15 protein-coding genes are annotated in these 16393 nt (G+C 69.9%); 7 read left to right on the top strand and 8 right to left on the bottom strand.

What is annotated here, in order from left to right:
* Window positions 1-47 precede the first annotated feature (47 nt).
* The 3 genes from EJP67_RS21070 (at window position 48) to EJP67_RS21080 (ending at window position 1767) form a co-directional block, all read left to right on the top strand.
* Window positions 48-842, top strand: coding sequence for a phosphodiesterase (locus EJP67_RS21070; RefSeq protein WP_126023654.1), 795 nt, complete (start codon window positions 48-50; stop codon window positions 840-842).
* Between the two features lie 127 nt (window positions 843-969).
* Window positions 970-1233 carry a hypothetical protein gene (locus tag EJP67_RS21075; protein WP_126023655.1) on the top strand — a complete coding sequence of 88 codons (264 nt, stop codon included), beginning with the start codon at window positions 970-972 and terminating at the stop codon, window positions 1231-1233.
* A 168-nt stretch (window positions 1234-1401) separates the two neighbouring features.
* Window positions 1402-1767, top strand: a complete 366-nt coding sequence (locus tag EJP67_RS21080) for a hypothetical protein (RefSeq protein ID WP_126023656.1) — start codon at window positions 1402-1404, stop codon at window positions 1765-1767.
* Window positions 1768-1811: 44 nt separating this feature from the next.
* Here the strand turns inward: EJP67_RS21080 and EJP67_RS21085 are convergent, their stop codons facing one another.
* The 4 genes from EJP67_RS21085 to EJP67_RS21100 all read right to left on the bottom strand — a co-directional run bounded on the left by EJP67_RS21085 (window position 1812) and on the right by EJP67_RS21100 (window position 5894).
* Window positions 1812-2981: a GGDEF domain-containing protein gene (locus tag EJP67_RS21085; RefSeq protein WP_126023657.1), complete on the bottom strand. Its 1170-nt coding sequence runs from the start codon at window positions 2979-2981 to the stop codon at window positions 1812-1814.
* 73 nt (window positions 2982-3054) lie between these two features.
* Window positions 3055-3873 carry an enoyl-CoA hydratase-related protein gene (locus EJP67_RS21090; protein WP_126023658.1) on the bottom strand — a complete coding sequence of 273 codons (819 nt, stop codon included), beginning with the start codon at window positions 3871-3873 and terminating at the stop codon, window positions 3055-3057.
* A gap of 17 nt (window positions 3874-3890) precedes the next feature.
* Entirely contained in the window at window positions 3891-5069 is a 1179-nt protein-coding gene (locus EJP67_RS21095) for an acetyl-CoA C-acetyltransferase (RefSeq protein ID WP_126023659.1), read from the bottom strand.
* A 42-nt stretch (window positions 5070-5111) separates the two neighbouring features.
* Window positions 5112-5894 (bottom strand): SDR family NAD(P)-dependent oxidoreductase, encoded by a 783-nt coding sequence (locus EJP67_RS21100; RefSeq protein ID WP_126023660.1) that lies wholly within the window; start codon window positions 5892-5894, stop codon window positions 5112-5114.
* A 102-nt stretch (window positions 5895-5996) separates the two neighbouring features.
* Between EJP67_RS21100 and EJP67_RS21105 the strand changes: the two genes are divergently transcribed.
* The 4 genes from EJP67_RS21105 (at window position 5997) to EJP67_RS21120 (ending at window position 11248) form a co-directional block, all read left to right on the top strand.
* Complete coding sequence (locus tag EJP67_RS21105) at window positions 5997-8684, top strand: winged helix-turn-helix domain-containing protein (RefSeq protein ID WP_126023661.1); 2688 nt, start codon at window positions 5997-5999, stop codon at window positions 8682-8684.
* Between the two features lie 221 nt (window positions 8685-8905).
* Window positions 8906-9757 (top strand): AP2 domain-containing protein, encoded by an 852-nt coding sequence (locus EJP67_RS21110; protein ID WP_240650735.1) that lies wholly within the window; start codon window positions 8906-8908, stop codon window positions 9755-9757.
* Window positions 9758-9990: 233 nt separating this feature from the next.
* The gene (locus EJP67_RS21115; protein WP_311737042.1) at window positions 9991-10794 is read left to right on the top strand and encodes an AP2 domain-containing protein; all 804 of its coding nucleotides are present in this window, start codon (window positions 9991-9993) and stop codon (window positions 10792-10794) included.
* 76 nt (window positions 10795-10870) lie between these two features.
* The gene (locus EJP67_RS21120) at window positions 10871-11248 is read left to right on the top strand and encodes a hypothetical protein (RefSeq protein ID WP_126023662.1); all 378 of its coding nucleotides are present in this window, start codon (window positions 10871-10873) and stop codon (window positions 11246-11248) included.
* Window positions 11249-11260: 12 nt separating this feature from the next.
* On the opposite strand, the gene EJP67_RS21125 is transcribed toward EJP67_RS21120, so the two are convergent.
* The 4 genes from EJP67_RS21125 to EJP67_RS21140 form a co-directional block, all read right to left on the bottom strand.
* The gene (locus EJP67_RS21125) at window positions 11261-12409 is read right to left on the bottom strand and encodes an acyl-CoA dehydrogenase family protein (protein ID WP_126023663.1); all 1149 of its coding nucleotides are present in this window, start codon (window positions 12407-12409) and stop codon (window positions 11261-11263) included.
* A 45-nt stretch (window positions 12410-12454) separates the two neighbouring features.
* Complete coding sequence (locus tag EJP67_RS21130) at window positions 12455-14014, bottom strand: long-chain-fatty-acid--CoA ligase (protein WP_126023664.1); 1560 nt, start codon at window positions 14012-14014, stop codon at window positions 12455-12457.
* A 30-nt stretch (window positions 14015-14044) separates the two neighbouring features.
* Window positions 14045-15157, bottom strand: a complete 1113-nt coding sequence (locus EJP67_RS21135; protein ID WP_126023665.1) for a CaiB/BaiF CoA transferase family protein — start codon at window positions 15155-15157, stop codon at window positions 14045-14047.
* A gap of 78 nt (window positions 15158-15235) precedes the next feature.
* Window positions 15236-16378, bottom strand: coding sequence for an acyl-CoA dehydrogenase family protein (locus EJP67_RS21140; RefSeq protein WP_126023666.1), 1143 nt, complete (start codon window positions 16376-16378; stop codon window positions 15236-15238).
* Window positions 16379-16393 lie beyond the last annotated feature (15 nt).

The following is a 16393-nucleotide window of genomic DNA, read 5'->3' on the forward strand; positions in this document are numbered from 1 at the left end:
CGGATCGTGCTAGCCCTCGTGGCACAACGAACAGCACGAGACGCCGCATGCTCATCGCACAGATCTCCGACCCGCACATCCGCCCCGCAGGCCAGCTCTACCAGGGCGTGGCCGACTCGAACCGCATGTTCGGGGAAGCCATCGACCACCTGCACGCGCTGGACCGCCGGCCCGATCTCGTGCTGCTGACGGGCGACCTCGTCGACGAGGGCCGCCCCGAGGAATACGAGCAGGCGCGGCGCCTGCTCGCGAAGCTGGAGATCCCGTACCTCGTGATCCCGGGCAACCACGACCGCCGCGAGAACTTCCGCACCGCCTTCGCCGACCACGCCTACCTGCCGGCCGAGGGCGCGCTGCACTACTGCATCGACGAGCACCCCGTGCGCATCGTGGCACTGGACTCGTGCGTTCCCGGCCTGCACCACGGCGGCGTCGACGCGCAGGGCCTCGCATGGCTTCAGCGCACGCTGGAGGCCCACCGCGCCAAACCCACGCTGCTGATGCTGCACCACCCGCCCTTCGTCAGCGGCATCCCCTACATGGACACGTACCGCTACACGGACACCCCGCCGCTCGAAGCCATCGTGCGCGGCGCCCCCAACATCGAGCTGGTGCTGTGCGGCCACGTGCATCGCACGATGCTGCGGCGCTGGGCGGGCACCGCCGTGTGCGCCTGCCCGAGCAGCACGACCGAGATCGCGCTGCAACTGGCCGAAGGCGCGGCGCCGGCCTCGTACATGGGACGGCCGGGCTGCATGCTGCACCTGTGGAGCGACAACCACGGCATGGTGAGCCATGTCAGCCACATCGGTGCGATGGACGGACCATTCCCATTCGCCTGAGCGAGCCGGCGTTCGCGCGCTCAGGATCTCTTCAGGCAAGGCGGACAGAATCCGCCCGGGTTCCGCAAGGAACGACGCAGCCACCCAAACAACGCAGGGGCAGCCCCGGTCGACCAGGAGAGATTCGATGCAGAAACAACAACAGCCCTACTGGTTTCCCGCCAAGCGCCACGGCTGGGGCTGGGGGCTTCCCAATCGCTGGCAAGGCTGGGTGGTGGTCGCCGTCTACGCCGCGCTGGTGCTGACGGCGGTGTATTCGCTTCATCCCGAACAGGAGCCGCTGCGCTTCTTCCCCGGCCTCGCGATTCCGACCCTCGCGCTGGTGGCGGTCTGCTGGCTCAAGGGCGAGCCGCCGCGCTGGCGCTGGGGCGACGAAGACAGCGGGAAATAGGCCGCCGGTGCCCCTCGGCGCGCAGAATGTTGCCGGGGATCGTGCTGGCGAGCGGGGCGGTGAGGTGGGGAGCGACGCAAGCGGCACGCGCTTCGACATGGCAGCCTCGGGTGACGCGGGCAGAATGCGGCGAATCATCGCGACCGAAACCCGCACGGCATTCATCCCATGCCCCGAACCCTCTACTGCTGGCGTTGCCAGACCGACATGCCGATGCTCACGGAGGAAGAGTGGCAGGTCGCCCATCCGATGGGCTACATCGCGCAGATGACGCAGTACCGTGAAGAAACCGGCTGCAGCCTTGCCGAAGCCCGTGAGCGCGGGCTCGGCTACCTGACGGTGGCGGCTTACGAACGCATCACCGGCTACAGGGAGACCAACCCGAATGCGATCCTGCATCACCGCCTGAGCCTTTATGGCCCGCCATGCCATGAGTGCGGCAAACCGCTTCGCACACCTGCAGCCCGCTACTGCGCAAGCTGCAATGCCCCGCGCGTCGACGCAGCAACGCTCGACGCGAGTACGCCGGAATGAACCGAGAGGGCGCCGGCTGACAAGCTCCCGGCCGTCGTTGCGGATCAGGCCGCTGCGATGACGCGATCCCGCCCCATCGCCTTCGCGCGATACAGCGCCGCATCGGCCAGCGCCAGCACGTCGTCGATGCCGGCGCCGCCGGAGCTGCTCTCGCCGGCCGCCACGCCGATGCTCACCGCCATCGAGCCGACGACGGCCATGGACGAATCCGCCGGGAAGGGCTCGCCCACGGCCTGCCTGAGGCGCGCCGCAATTTCCATCGCCTCGGCCTTGCCGGACTCTGGCAGCAGCACGACGAATTCCTCGCCGCCGTAGCGGCCGAGCACGCCCTTGTCGCCGATGGCGCGCTGCATGCGGTGCACCGCCTCGCGCAGCACGGCGTCGCCCATCTGGTGGCCGAAGCGGTCGTTGATGTCCTTGAAGTGGTCCAGGTCCACCATCAGCAGCGCGCCGCGGCGCTCGCCCGAGGTGAAGGCGCCCTCGCAGGCGTCGAGCACCGCGCGGCGGTTGAGCGCGCCGGTCAGCGGGTCGCGTGTGGCCAGGTATTCGAACTCGGTGTGCACGCGGTCGGTGGCCATCAGGATGGCGGCGATGGTCAGCAGCAGCACGGTGAACGAGTACATGCTGATGTAGAGCGACTGGATCCAGGAGCCCTCCATGAGACCGCTGCCCGCCATGCCCGCCACCACCGACACGAAGCGCAGGGCCGCCACCAGCGCCTGCGCCAGCAGCAGCCCCGTCATCAGCCGCTTGCCGAACACGCGGCCGGTGTGCCGCATGTACAGCAGCGCATGCCGGAAGAACAGCGCCGACACCGCCAGGGTGACGAACAGCAGCCGCATCTCGAAGTCGGGCTTCACGATGCCGAACCAGAAAAGCGCCACCGCCAGGACGCAGTTCAGCACCGTCCAGCCTCGGGTGTCGCTGCGGCCGAACAGGAACTTCTGGCTGCCGGCGTAGTAGAGGATGCAGGCCTGGTACAGGACGAAGTTGGCGACGACGATGGTGAGGAAGTCGGGGAAGTAGCCGCGCGCCGCGAACAGCATGGTGCTCACGAACGCCACCAGCGGCGCCCGCGCCCATTCGGCCAGGCCCTGGATGCTGCGCGGGTAGCTGCGCTGCATGAAGAAGACCACGAGCGCCATCACGACGCCCATGACGCCGGCCAGCAGGATGACGGATCGAGGATCGAGGATGGATGGCGATGCGCCCATGGAGCCCGATTATGTTGGCATCGGCCAACCCCTATCCCGCGGCCCGGTTCCGCAGGCCCGGGCGGGGCGCTGCTCAGGCCTTTCGGAACACCGGCTCGCGCTTCTCCAGGAAGGCTCTCACGCCCTCGGCGAACTCGGGCCGGTCGAGCAGTTCGCGCTGGCGCTGCGCCTCGTGGCGCATTTGCGCCACCAGCGGCTGGCCGGCGGCAGACTCGTACACCGCGCGGATCTCGCGCGCCGCATGCGCAGGCAGCCGCGCGAGCCGCTGCGCCACCGACACGGCCTGCGCGCGCAGTTCGGCATCGTCCACGCAGGCCCACACCAGGCCCCATTGCGCGGCCTGCTCGCCCGAAAGCCGCTCGCCGAGCAGCGACATGCCCACGGCCCGCGCGCGGCCCACCAGCCGTTCGAGGAACCAGGTGGTGCCCAGGTCGGGCACGATGCCCAGTCTCGGCATGAAGGGCAGGTAGAAATAGGACGAGCGCGCCGCGATCACCACGTCTGCCGCCAGCGCCACGCCGACACCCGCGCCCGCCGCCGGACCGTTGATGGCGCTCACCACCGGAAAGGGTATGCCGCGCAGGTCCTCGATGAGCCGGTTCGACAGCGCCTCCATCGCATCGGCCGTGCGCTGGCCGATGCTGCCGTCCCCGCCGCCGGGGCCCATGCTCGACAGGTCTGCGCCCACGCAGAAGGACTTGCCCGCGCCGGTCAGCACCAGCGCGCGCACCGTGCCCGCCTCGCCTTCCTTGCGCAGCTGCGCGAGCCTGTCGCGCAGCGCCTGCTGCAGCCCGGCCGTCAGCGGATTGAGCCGCTTCGGGATGTTGAGGCTGACGATCTCCACATCGCCTTCGCGCTCGCACAGGATGGGGTCTTCATCCACGGGACCCATGCCTTGCTCCAAGGCCGTCACAGCCGCTCGACGATGGTCACGTTGGCCATGCCGCCGCCCTCGCACATGGTCTGCAGGCCGTAGCGCTTGCCACGCTGGCCGAGCGCGTGCACGAGCGTGGTCATGAGCTTGGTGCCCGACGCGCCCAGCGGATGCCCCAGTGCGATCGCGCCGCCGTTCACGTTCAGCCGCGCAGGGTCGGCATCCAGCGTCTGCAGCCAGGCCAGCGGCACCGGCGCGAAGGCCTCGTTGACTTCGTACAGGTCGATGTCGGAGATCTTCATGCCCGCCTTCTTCAGCGCGCGCTGCGTGGCGGGCAGCGGGGCCTCCAGCATGATCACCGGGTCGTGCCCCATCACGCTCATGTGGTGGATGCGCGCGAGCGGCTCCACGCCCAGCGTCTTCAGGCCGCGCTCGTTGACCACCATCAGGCCGCTGGCGCCGTCGCAGATCTGGCTGGCGGTGGCCGCGGTGCAGCGCCCGCCCTCGGCGATGAGCTTCACGGCCGCGATGCTCTCCAGCGTGGCGTCGAAGCGGATGCCTTCGTCGACGGTGTGCTGCTCGCCGGGCTCGGCGCCGTCGGCCATGCGCACCGCCACGGGCACGATCTCGCGCTCGAAGTGGCCGGCCCTGGTGGCGGCGATGGCGCGCCTGTGGCTCTCGAGCGCATAGCGGTCGAGCTCGTCCTTCTCGATGCCGTAGTTCCTCGCGATCATCTCGGCGCCGGTGAACTGGCTGAACTGCACGTCGGGGTAGCGCCTGGCCATGAGCGGGCTCACGTAGAAGCCCAGCCCGTTCTTCAGCGGCAGCGTGACGGGCATGCCCATGGGCACGCGCGTCATGCTTTCCACGCCGGCGGCGATCACGATGTCCATGGTGCCCGACATCACGGCCTGCGCCGCGAAGTGCAGCGCCTGCTGCGACGAGCCGCACTGCCGGTCGACCGAGGTGGCCGGCACCGATTCGGGCAGCTTCGAAGCGAGCACCGCGTTGCGCGCGATGTTGGAAGACTGCTCGCCGGCCTGGTCGACGCAGCCCATGATGACGTCCTCGACCAGCGCCGGGTCGGCGCCGGTGCGCTCCACCAGCGCGTCGAGCACCTGCGCTGCGAGGTCGGCCGGGTGCCAGCCGGCGAGGCGGCCGTTGCGGCGGCCGCCGGCGGTGCGCGCGGCGGCGACGATGAATGCTTCGGGCATGCGAGTTCTCCTGTCTGTATCTGTGTGGATGTAGGGATCGGATCAGCGCGGCGCCATGCGGATGGCCCCGTCGAGCCGAACGCTCTCGCCGTTGAAGTAGCCGTTGGTGATCATCAGCTCCGCCAGCGTCGCGTATTCCGCCGGATTGCCCAGGCGCTTCGGAAACGGCACCGACGCCGCCAGCGCCGCCTTCACGTTGTCGGGCGCGCCCTGCAGCAGCGGCGTGTCGAAGATGCCCGGCAGGATGGTGTTGACGCGGATGCCCTCGCTCATCAGGTCGCGCGCGATGGGCAGCGTCATGCCGACGATGCCGGCCTTCGATGCGGTGTAGGCCGCCTGCCCCATCTGGCCGTCCTGCGCGGCCACCGAGGCGGTGTTGACGATGGCGCCGCGTTCGCCGTCCTGCAGCATGCCGAGCGTGAGCATGCCGGCGGCCGACTTGGCGATGCAGCGGAAGGTGCCGACCAGGTTGATCTGGATGATGCGGTCGAAATTCGCGAGCGGAAAGTGCTTGATCTCGCCGGTGGCCTTGTCGCGGCTGGCGGTCTTCACCGCGTTGCCGGTGCCGGCGCAATTGACCAGCACGCGCTCCTGGCCGTGCGCGGCGCGCGCCCTGGCGAAGGCGGCGTCCACCTGTTCCTCCGACGTGACGTCGACCTTGCAGAAGATGCCGCCGAGTTCCTTCGCCAGCGCCTCGCCCTGCTCGGCGTTGAGGTCGAAGAGCGCGACTTTCACGCCGTGGCCCGCGAGGCGGCGCGCGGTGGCGGCGCCCAGGCCCGAGGCGCCGCCTGTGACGACGGCCGCAATGCTGGAATCGAGTTGCATCTGCTGGTGTCCTTGAGGTGTCTTGAATGGTTTGTCCACATCCAGTTTAGGAAGCAGAATCGGCCGCACACATCGTCGGAAACGACGGGATTTCAGCGCCGCATGCAGCCGCCCACACCCCGCATCCTCGAAACCAAGCTCAATCCCCCGGCCTTCGTCGCCACGCAGGTGCCGCGCACCGCGATCGGGGAGGAGGTCGCCTCGGCGGCCGTGAAGCTGGTGCTCGTGCGCGCGCCGGCCGGCTTCGGCAAGACCACCGCCATGGCGCAGATCCGCGAGCGCATGGAGGCCCGGGGCATCGCCACCGCGTGGCTCACGCTGGACCGGGCCGACAACGACGTCTCGCGCTTTCTCGACTGCCTGGCCGAGGCCGTGCAGCGCCTGGGCGTGGAGGAGGCGCGCGGCAACAACAGCAACCCCTTCGACGCGGTGGCCGCGCTGGCGGCGCACGAGTCGCCCTTCACGCTCTTCCTCGACGACTTCGAGCGGGTGCAGGAGCCGGCCGTGCTGGGGCTGGTGCGCGAGATCGTCGAGCACCTGCCGCGCCGGGGGCAGATCGTGATCGGCTCGCGCAGCCTGCCCGACCTGGGCCTGGGCCGGCTGCGCGCGCGCGGGCAGCTCACCGAGATCGACACCGACCGGCTGCGCTTCAGCCTGGAGGAGACCGGCGCCTTCTTCGGCCCGCGCCAGGCGCTGCCACCCGAAATGCTTTCGCTGCTGCACCGCAAGACCGAGGGCTGGGTGGCGGCGATCTGGCTCGCTTCGATGGCGCTGGAACGCCACGGCACTGGCACTGGCACCGGCACCGAGACCGCCACCGCCACTGCTTTTGTCGAGCGCTTCTCGGGCTCCGACCGCGCGGTGGCCGAGTACCTGGCCGAGGACGTGCTCGCGCACCAGCCGAAGGAGATCCGCGACTTCCTGCTGCGCACCAGCATCCTGCGGCAGCTCGACGCATCGGTGTGCCAGGCGCTGTGCCCGCGCGTGGACTGCGCGGCCATCCTCGAGCGGCTGGCCGCGTCGAACCTTTTCCTCACGACGGTGATGAGCGGCGACGGCGACGCGTGGCGCTATCACAGCCTCTTCGCCGACTTCCTTCGCGCCCAGCTCGCGCGCGAGATGCCCGGCGAGCCGGCGCGCCTGCATCTCGCGGCCTCGGGCTGGTACGAGTCGCACGGCCGCCCGGTGCCCGCCATCGACCACGCCATCGAGGGCGGCGACCATCCGCATGCGCTGAATCTGCTCGATCACCATGCCGCGCAGTTCCTCGAAGAGGGCCGCATGCGCTTGCTGGCGCGCTGGTTCTCGGCCATTCCCGAGCACCAGCTGCGCGAGCACCCCTTCCTGCAGCCGATCTCGCTGTGGGCCACCTGCTTCACCCACGGCCCATGGGACGCGATGCGGCAGCTCGACGCATCGGGCTGCCTCGACAGCCCCATCGCCGAGGTGCGCGCGAGCGCCCACACGCTGGTGCCGCTGCTGCTGGCCATGCAGGACCGCCACGACGAAGCCTACGAGGCCGGCCGCCTGAGCCTGGCGCGCCTGCCCACCGGCCTGGCCTTCGCCGACAGCGTGCTGCTCAACGCCATGGCCCACATCCTCGCGGTGCGCGGTGACCAGCACGAGGCGCGGCGGCTGCTCGACGCCGCGCGGCGCGAGCAGGGCAACAGCGCCTTCAACCGCATGTACACCGAGTCGCTTGCGGGCCTGTTCGACCTGCACGAAGGCCGGCTGCGGCAGGCCACCGCGCGGCTGCGCATGGCAGTCGATTCGACGCATGCCGTGTCGTACAACCACAGCCACGGCAATGCATGGGCCGGCGTGCTGTATGCGGGCGCCGTCTACGAGACCAACCAGCTCGTGCAGGCCGAGCGGCTGCTCAACGTCTACCTGCCGCTGGCGCGCGACGTGGGGCTGCCCGACCACATGATCCTGAGCCACGCGATGCGCTCGAGGCTGGCCTTCCACGTGGGCGACATCGACGCGGCCTTCCAGGCGCTCACCGAGCTCGAGTACCTGGGCCACGCGCGCCAGCTGCCGCGCGTGGTGGCGGGCGCCAAGCTGGAGCGCTCGCGCATGCTGCTGCTGCAGGGCAACGGCCCGGCCTCGCACGACGAGCTGCTGCGCGCCGACGACCCCACCCTGTGGGAACGCGAGCGCCGCCAGCGCCTGCCCGCGCACGACCTCGACTATCTGGCGCTCGCCAAGGCGCGCTGGGAGATCGCCTTCGGCGACGCGCGCATGGCGCTCTCGGTGCTCGACGCCGAACTGCACGCCGCGCTCGCCGTGGCCCGCAACCGCCGCGCGCTCAAGCTCAGGGTGCTGCGCGCCCTCGCCCTGCAACGCGCCGGCGACCCGGCCGCCGCCACCGAGGAGTTCGCAGAGGTGCTGCAGGCCGCGAGCCAGGAAGGCTTCATGCGGCTGATCCTCGACGAGGGCCCGGCCGTCGGCACGCTGGTGCACCGCTGCGCCGCCGCGATGCAGGAAGGCGGCGGCGACCCGATCCTCGCCGACCACCTGCAGCGCCTGCTGCAGGCCGTGGGGCCGATGGCGGCACCGGCCGAGTCGGAAGCGCCGGCCGGCGACGCCATCGAGGAGCCGCTCACGCGCAAGGAAATCCGCGTGCTGCAGTTGCTGGCCGAGGGCTACTCGAACAGCGCGATGGCCGAGAAGCTCTTCGTGTCCGACAGCACCGTGCGCACGCACCTGCGCAACATCAACATGAAGCTGGACGCGAAGAGCCGGACGCAGGCGGTGGCGATCGCGCGCAGGCTCGGTGTCATCCGATAGCCTTACATCCGGCCTTTTTCAGGCACCGCGCACCCCCTGAACTACGGATTCCGGTGATACCCCGCCGGTGCCTGCGTCCCTAGCATTTCCCTCTGTGTTCCAACTGCCGCGATAGCGCAAGGCGCATCGCGGCGCATGGGAATCCCGGCCCGGCGCCGCACCCCGAGGCGCCCGGCAGGAAGCCATGCAAGAACCAGAGAGCGGACTCAAGCCGAAGCACCATGCCCAAAGGAATCCCCAACCCCGCAGCCATGTACGGCATCTACCCTCGCAGCTGGGGCTACGAGGTGTCGATCGTGCGAAACGGAAAGCGCTACTTCCAGCAGTTCGGCCGCGCCAGCTACGGCGGCGACGCGCAGGCGCTGCGCCAGGCGCAGGAGTGGCGCGACGGCGTGGTACGCAGCGTGCCGCCGGTGCCGCGGCGCACGCGGGCCGAGAAGCTGCGCATCAACAACACCACGGGCGTGTCGGGCGTGTTCTGCCAGGTCGCGCCCGGCGGCAGGGTGCGGGCCTGGGTCGCCAAGACCTACATCGGGCAGGACGAGATCCTGCGCACCGACTTTCCCGTGAACACGGTGGGCGAGGCGGCGCAGGCGCTGGCCATCGAGGAGCGCGCGCGCCAGCTCGAGCGCATGGACGGGCTCGCCAAGCTGCATCCGGCCGAGGAGAGCATCCGCACGAGCCCGCCGTCCGCTCCCGCCGGGCTGCTGGCCCCCAAGCGCTCGAAGTCGGAGATCAGGCGCAGCACCAATTCGAGCGGGGTGAGCGGCGTGCACTTCAAGGCGCCGAACCCGGGCCATCCGGGCTACTGGCTCGCCATCACGTACACGGCCGGCCGCGGCAGCGTGAGCAAGGCCTTCTCCATCAAGGAGCACGGGCCCGAGAAGGCGAAGCAGCTGGCCATCGAGGAGCGCCAGCGCCAGCTCGAGGAGAAGCTCGCGTTCCTGCAGCAGGACAGCAACGTCGCCGCCAGGACGCCGCCGCTTTCCATTCCCTTCCTGCTCGACCAGCCTTCGCAGGCATCCTCGCTGCAGCACGGCATGGCTGCCGGCGGGACAAGGCCGCCGCAGTGAACCCACCCGCTTCCGGGACCGGCTCCGTTGGCGCGGCTGCCGGCGGATATGCGCGCCCGGCGCGCTCCCGCGAAGATATTTTTCCGATCTGTTGCTTGCGAGCGAATTCGTGGCGGCGCTTCGGCCAGAATAGCTGCGAAAAATGCGCGCCGAAGCGAGACGCGCAAGCCGGGGAGCCCATCGGAATCAGCATCGGCGATGCTGAGTACGGAAGTAGCAGCATCACGTCGAGAATGCCCAAAGGTGTCCCGAACCCGGCAGCCATGTATGGCATCTACTCCAGGTCCTGGGGTTTCGAAGTTTCCATCGTCCGCAACGGCGTGCGCCATCACAGGCTGTTCGGCAAGGCCAGCTATGGCGGCGCGGAACAGGCGCTGCTCCATGCGCAGGACTGGCGCGACCACATCGTGCGCAGCGTGCCGCCACAGCCGCGCAGCGCGCGCGCCGAGAAGCCCCGCGCCAACAACAGCACCGGCGTGACCGGCGTGTTCCACCATCTCGCGCCGGGCGGCCGCGTGCGGGCCTGGATGGCCAAGACCTACATCGCGCCCGACGAGATCCTGCGCACCGATTTTTCCGTCGCCGAGCTCGGCGACGCCGCGCAGGCGCTGGCGATCCAGGAACGCGCGCTGCAGCTCAAGCGCATGACGGGACTGGCGCACATCCACCCGGCGGAGGAAGCGATCCGCATGGGCCTGTCGGCCCACCCCGCCGGGCCGCGCGAACCCAAGCGCTCCAAATCCGAGATCACCCGGCGCAACAACACCAGCGGCGTGAGCGGCGTGCATTTCAAGACGCCGAACCCCAGCCACCCCGGCTACTGGCTGGCCATCACCTACACGGCGGGCAAGGGCAGCGTGAGCAAGGCCTTTTCGGTGAAGACATACGGCGCGGAGGTGGCGAAGAACATGGCCATCGCCGAGCGTGCGAACCAGCTCGCCGACAAGCGGCGGGCGACCGGCAACCAAGAAGAACGGCAGAGAGGAAAAGCCGAGCAGGGAGCCCGAGCGGCATCCGGCGCGCGGCGGAACAACTGATGAGGTCATTGCAAGAAAGAGGCTTCGCGAAGACTGCGAAGCCAGGGAGCGGCTGTGCGCGCGGAGCGGCTCGCCGATGAGGCACAAGCAACTGCACCAGCTGCTGCGCGTGGCGTCGCACCTGATGGACCAGGCCGCGGCCGAAGTACACGCCACCGACCTCGGCCCGGTGGACGAGAACATCCAGCGCATCGGCCGCGCCCTGATCGAGGTGATCGAGGTGCAGCGCCAGATCTACGCCGCGCAGCCGGAACTGCAGCCCAAGACGCTGGCCGCCACATCGCGCGAAAGCGACGCCAACCGGCTCTTCACCCAGTTCACGATGGAGGCGCTGGAACTGGAGGACGCGGGCAACCCCGAGGCGGCGCGCGAGAAGTACACGCAGTTCATCGGCCTGTCGCCCTCGTATCCCCACCGCGAGATCGCGCGGGCGGAAATCAGGCGGCTGTCGTGACCCGGCCGGGGCTCAGAGCGCCCTGGCGATCACCTCCTTCATGATCTCGTTGGTGCCGCCGTAGATGCGCTGCACCCGCGCGTCGGCGTACATGCGCGCCACCATGTATTCGTTCATGAAGCCATAGCCGCCGAAGAGCTGCAGGCATTCGTCGACCACGCGGCCCTGTGCTTCCGAGCCCCAGAGCTTGGCCATGGAGGCGGTGGCGGTATCGAGCCTGCCGGCCACGAGGTCCTCGATGCAGCGGTCGATGAAGGCGCGGCCCACCTTGATCTGCGTGGCGATCTCGGCGAGCTTGAACTTCGTGTTCTGGAACTCGGCCACCGGCTTGCCGAAGGCCTTGCGGTCGCGCACGTAGTCGAGCGTGGCCTGGTAGGCGCCTTCCATGGTGGCCAGCGCGCTCAGGCCGATGATGGTGCGCTCGTAGGGCAGGTCGCTCATGAGCTGGAAGAAGCCCTGGCCCTCCACGCCGCCGAGCAGCGCGTCGGAGCTCACGCGCACGTCGTCGAAGAAGAGCTCGGAGGTGTCCTGCGCCTTCATGCCGATCTTGTCGAGCACGCGGCCCACGCGGAAGCCCTCGCAGCCTTCGGTCTCCACGATGAGGATCGACGTGCCCTTGGCGCCCTGCGTCGGGTCGGTCTTGCACACCACCAGCACCACGCCGGCCAGGAAGCCGTTGGTGATGAAGGTCTTGGAGCCGTTGACGACATAGCCGCCGTCCTTCTTCTCGGCGCGGGTGCGCACGCCCTGCAGGTCGGAGCCTGCGCCGGGTTCGGTCATGGCGATGGCGCCCACCATCTCGCCGCGCGCCATGCGCGGCAGGTAGTGGCGCTTCTGCGCCTCGGTGCCGTGGTTGAGGAAGTAGTGCGCCACGATGCTGTGCACCGAGGTCGCCATGCCGGTGAGCGCGCGGCGCGACATCTCTTCGTAGAACACGGCCTCGTGGCGGAAGTCGCCGCCGGCGCCGCCGTACTCCTCGGGAATGTCGGCGCACAGCAGGCCGAGCGCGCCGGCCTTGCGCCACACCTCGTGGCCCACGTGGCCGCGCCTGCGGGCTTCCTCGTCGTGCGGGAGCACTTCGGTCTCGATGAAGCGCACCACGTTGTCGCGGTACAGCTCCAGGTCTTCGTCGCTCCACGAGCGGCGGAAATCGATGGCCATGTTGTCTTCCTTTGCTTTCTTTCTCTGATTCTTGCGTCCCGGGCCTCAGCCGACGCGCCGTTCCCGCCCGGCCCAGAAGGGTTCGCGCAGCTGGAACTTCTGCAGCTTGCCGGCCGCCGACAGCGGCAGCGCGTCGCGGAACTCCACGCTGCGCGGGCACTTGTAGTTCGCGATGTGCTCGCGGCAGTGGGCGATGACGGCCTCGGCTTCCAGCGCCATGCCCTCGCGCCGCACAATCACCGCGTGCACGCGCTCGCCCCACTTGTCGTCGGGCACGCCGATCACGGCAGACATCAGCACCTGCGGCATCTGCGCGATGGCGTTCTCGACCTCGGCCGAATAGACGTTCTCGCCACCGCTGACGATCATGTCCTTCATGCGGTCGACCACGTAGACGAAGCCCTGCTCGTCCATGTAGCCGCCGTCGCCGGTGTGCATCCAGCCGCCGCGCAGCGCGGCCTCGGTCTGCTGCGGCTTGTTCCAGTAGCCCTTCATCACCATCGGGCCGCGCGCGACGATCTCGCCGACCTGCCCGGGAGGCAGCTCGTTGTCTTCGCCGTCGACGATGCGCACCTCGGCGATGGGCACCGGCGTGCCCGCCGAACGCAGCAGGCGATCCCGGTCAGGGCCAGGCAGGTGGCAGTGCGGCGACAGCGCGGTGACCACGGGCGACAGCTCCGTCATGCCGTAGACCTGCGCGAAGGCGGCGCCGGGAATGGCGCGCATCGCCTGGTCGAGCAGCGCAGCGTCTATGGGCGCGGCACCATAGAACAGCAGCTGCAGGCTCGACAGGTCGAACTCCGCGAAGCGCGGATGCTCGACCACGCGCTTGATCATCGTCGGCACCATGAACATCTCGGTGATGCGCGCGGTCTGCACGGCCTGCAGCACCGCCAGCTCGTCGAACATCGGCAGCACGTGCGTGGGCGTGAGCCGCAGCATGTTCTGGATGGTGGCGCCGCAGCCGGCCACGTGGAACATGGGCGCGGCGACGAGGGCCACCGCGTTCTGCGCATCGCGCGGCAGGGCCGCCACCGTGCTCAGCGCGTTGATGCAGAGGTTGCCGTGGGTGAGCATCACGCCCTTGGGCTGCCCGGTGGTGCCGCCGGTGTACATGATGGCGGCGAGCTCGTCGGAGTGGTGCGGTGCGTCCTCGACAGGCTCGGCCTGCGCCAGCAGCGCCTCGTAGCCCACCATGCCCTCGGGCACCCCGCCGTCGCCGCAATAGACCACGGTGCGCAGCGAGGCCGAGAGCTGGCGCAGTGCCGGCACCATCTGCACGAACAGGTCGTCCACCAGCAGGATGCGGGTGTCGCAGTCGTCCAGCGAGTAGGCGACCTCCTTCGGGTTCCAGCGGATGTTGACCGGGTTGATCACGCCGCCGCCCCACCAGGTGCCGAAGAAGTATTCGACGAAGCGGTGTGAGTTGAGGCTCATCATGCCGACGCGGTCGCCGCTGCCCATGCCGAGCTGTTTCAACACAGCGCCCAGGCGCGCGACGCGATCGGCGAGCGTGGCGAAGTCCAGCCGCGTGGCGCCGCAGACGATGGCTGCGGCCTTCGACTTCTCGCGCCGGCCCTTGTGCAGGGGTTGGGTGAGGAACATGGTTGCTGTCTCCGTTCTCGTTTTCCTTCTTCAAGCTCCGCACAGGGGCGCGATGGCTTCCGCCGCCACGCCCCAGCGACGCAGCACCGTCGGGCCGTCGTCGCGCGCCGCGGGCTGCGGCACCACGGGCGCGGTGCGGCTGAAGCGCGGCGCCGGCGCGGGCTGCACCACGCCGCCCACGTTGGCGAAGGTGCCGCGCGCCACGTTGTGCGGGTGCTCCGGGGCCTCGTCCCAGTCGAGCACGGGCGCGAAGCAGGCGTCGCTGCCTTCGAGCAGCACGCACCACTCGTCGCGCGTGCGGGTGCGGAACACGTCGGCCATGCGCAGCTTGAGCAGCGGCCAGCGGTCGGCGTCCATCTGCGCGTCGAAGGCGGCGTCGTCGGCGATGCCGCAGCGCTCGCGCAGCAGCGCATAGAACTGCGGCTCGATGGCGCCCACGGCCACGTACCTGCCGTCGGCGCAGGCGTAGGTGTCGTAGAAGTGCGCGCCGCCGTCGAGCATGTTCTCGCCGCGCTGGTTGCTCCACTGGCCGGCCGATCTGAAGCCGTACATCATGGCCGAGAGCAGCGCCGCGCCGTCGGTCATGGCGGCATCGACCACCTGGCCCTGGCCCGAGCCCTTGGCCTCGTGCAGCGCGGCGAGGATGCCGAAGGCCAGCAGCATCGCGCCGCCGCCGAAGTCGCCCACGTAGTTCAGCGGCGGCACCGGCGGCTCGCCCGCGCGGCCGATGGCGTGCAGCGCGCCGCTGATGGCGATGTAGTTGATGTCGTGGCCCGCCGCATGCGCGAGCGGCCCTTGCTGGCCCCAGCCGGTCATGCGGCCGTACACCAGCCGCGGGTTGCGCGCGTGGCACTCGGCGGGACCGAGCCCCAGCCGCTCCATCACGCCAGGACGGAAGCCTTCGATGAGCACGTCGGCCCTGGCGATGGCGTCGAGCACCGATTGCGCGGCGCCTTCCGCGCGCAGATCGACCTGCAGCGTGCTGCGCCCGCGCGCGAGGATGTCGTGCGGCGCGGTGCGGGTGCCGGGCCGCTCGATGCGGATCACCTCCGCCCCCATGTCGGCGAAGAGCATCGCGCAGAACGGCCCCGGGCCGATGCCCGCCATCTCGATCACCCGAAGGCCTTGCAGTGGACCAGCCATGGTGCGTCTCCTGTGTGTGGAGGCATCTTGGCGCCGGGCCCACGGCGCCGCATCGTCGAAAGCGACGAATGCGCGGCGCTATGCCATCGCGGCGGCGGCACGCAGCTTCGCCACGCGCCGCAGATGCCACGAAGGCGGGCCGAACTGGCCTTCGATGAGCGTGGCGCGGCGCACGTAGTGGCCCACCGCCAGCTCTTGCGTCATGCCCATGCCGCCGTGCAGCTGCACCGCGCCCTGCCCCACGGCCTTGCAGGCCTTCGCGGCGGCCACCTTGGCGGACGAAACGGCGCGTGCGCGTTCCGGCGCGGATGCCGTGTCGATGGCTTCACCCACGCTGGCGGTGAGCGCGGCCGCCTGCTCCAGTGCCATGTGCATGTCGGCAAGCCGGTGCTGCAGCACCTGGAAGCTCGCGATCGGCACGCCGAACTGCCTGCGCTGGCGCACGTAGTCGAGCGTGTCGCGCATCAGGCGGCGCATGACGCCGACGGACTCGGCGCAGACGGCGAGCGTGGCTTCGTCGAGCGCCTGTTCGATCTGCGGCAGCGCGGCGCCTTCCGTGCCCAGCAAGGCATCGGCGGGCAGGCGCAGGTCGTCGAGGGCAACGTCGGCTGCGCGGCCGCCATCGCGCGTCGGATAGGCGCGAAGGCGCAGGCCGGGCGCGTTCTTCGGAACGACGAAGAGCGAGAGGCCGGCACCGCTTCGCGCGCTCAAGAGCAGGTGGCTGGCCCAAGGAGCGACATGCACCACGGCCTTGCGGCCATCGAGGCGGAAGGAGCCATCGGCATCGCGCACGGCTTGGGCCTGTACGTCGGCGCGGTCGTGCCGGCTCTGCGGCTCGGCATGCGCGAAGGCGAGTACGGCTTCGCCGGCGACCACGCGAGCGAGCAGCGCATCGGCCTGCGCGCCGGGGTTGCGCTGCAAAAGGCCGGCGCCGATCACCATCGTCGACAGATAAGGCTCGGCGGCGAGCGCGCCGCCCAGCGTTTCCATCATCGCAAGATGCGCGGCCATGCCGCCGCCGAGGCCGCCCTGCGGCTCGGGCAGTGGCGCGCGCAGCAGGTCGAGCTCGGTGGCGAGGCCGTGCCAGAACGGCGGCGGTGCGTCGTCGGCCTTGCGCAGCACGTACAGGCGCTGCTCGAAGCCGTGGTTGTCGTCGAGGTAGCGCGCGAGGCTGTCGCGCAGCATCGCCAGGGTGTCGTCGCGTTCGGTGGTGGCGTTCATGGAGCGGCCTCTCTC

Origin of the sequence: Variovorax guangxiensis, assembly GCF_003952165.1 — a bacterium.
GTDB classification, from domain to species: domain Bacteria; phylum Pseudomonadota; class Gammaproteobacteria; order Burkholderiales; family Burkholderiaceae_C; genus Variovorax; species Variovorax guangxiensis.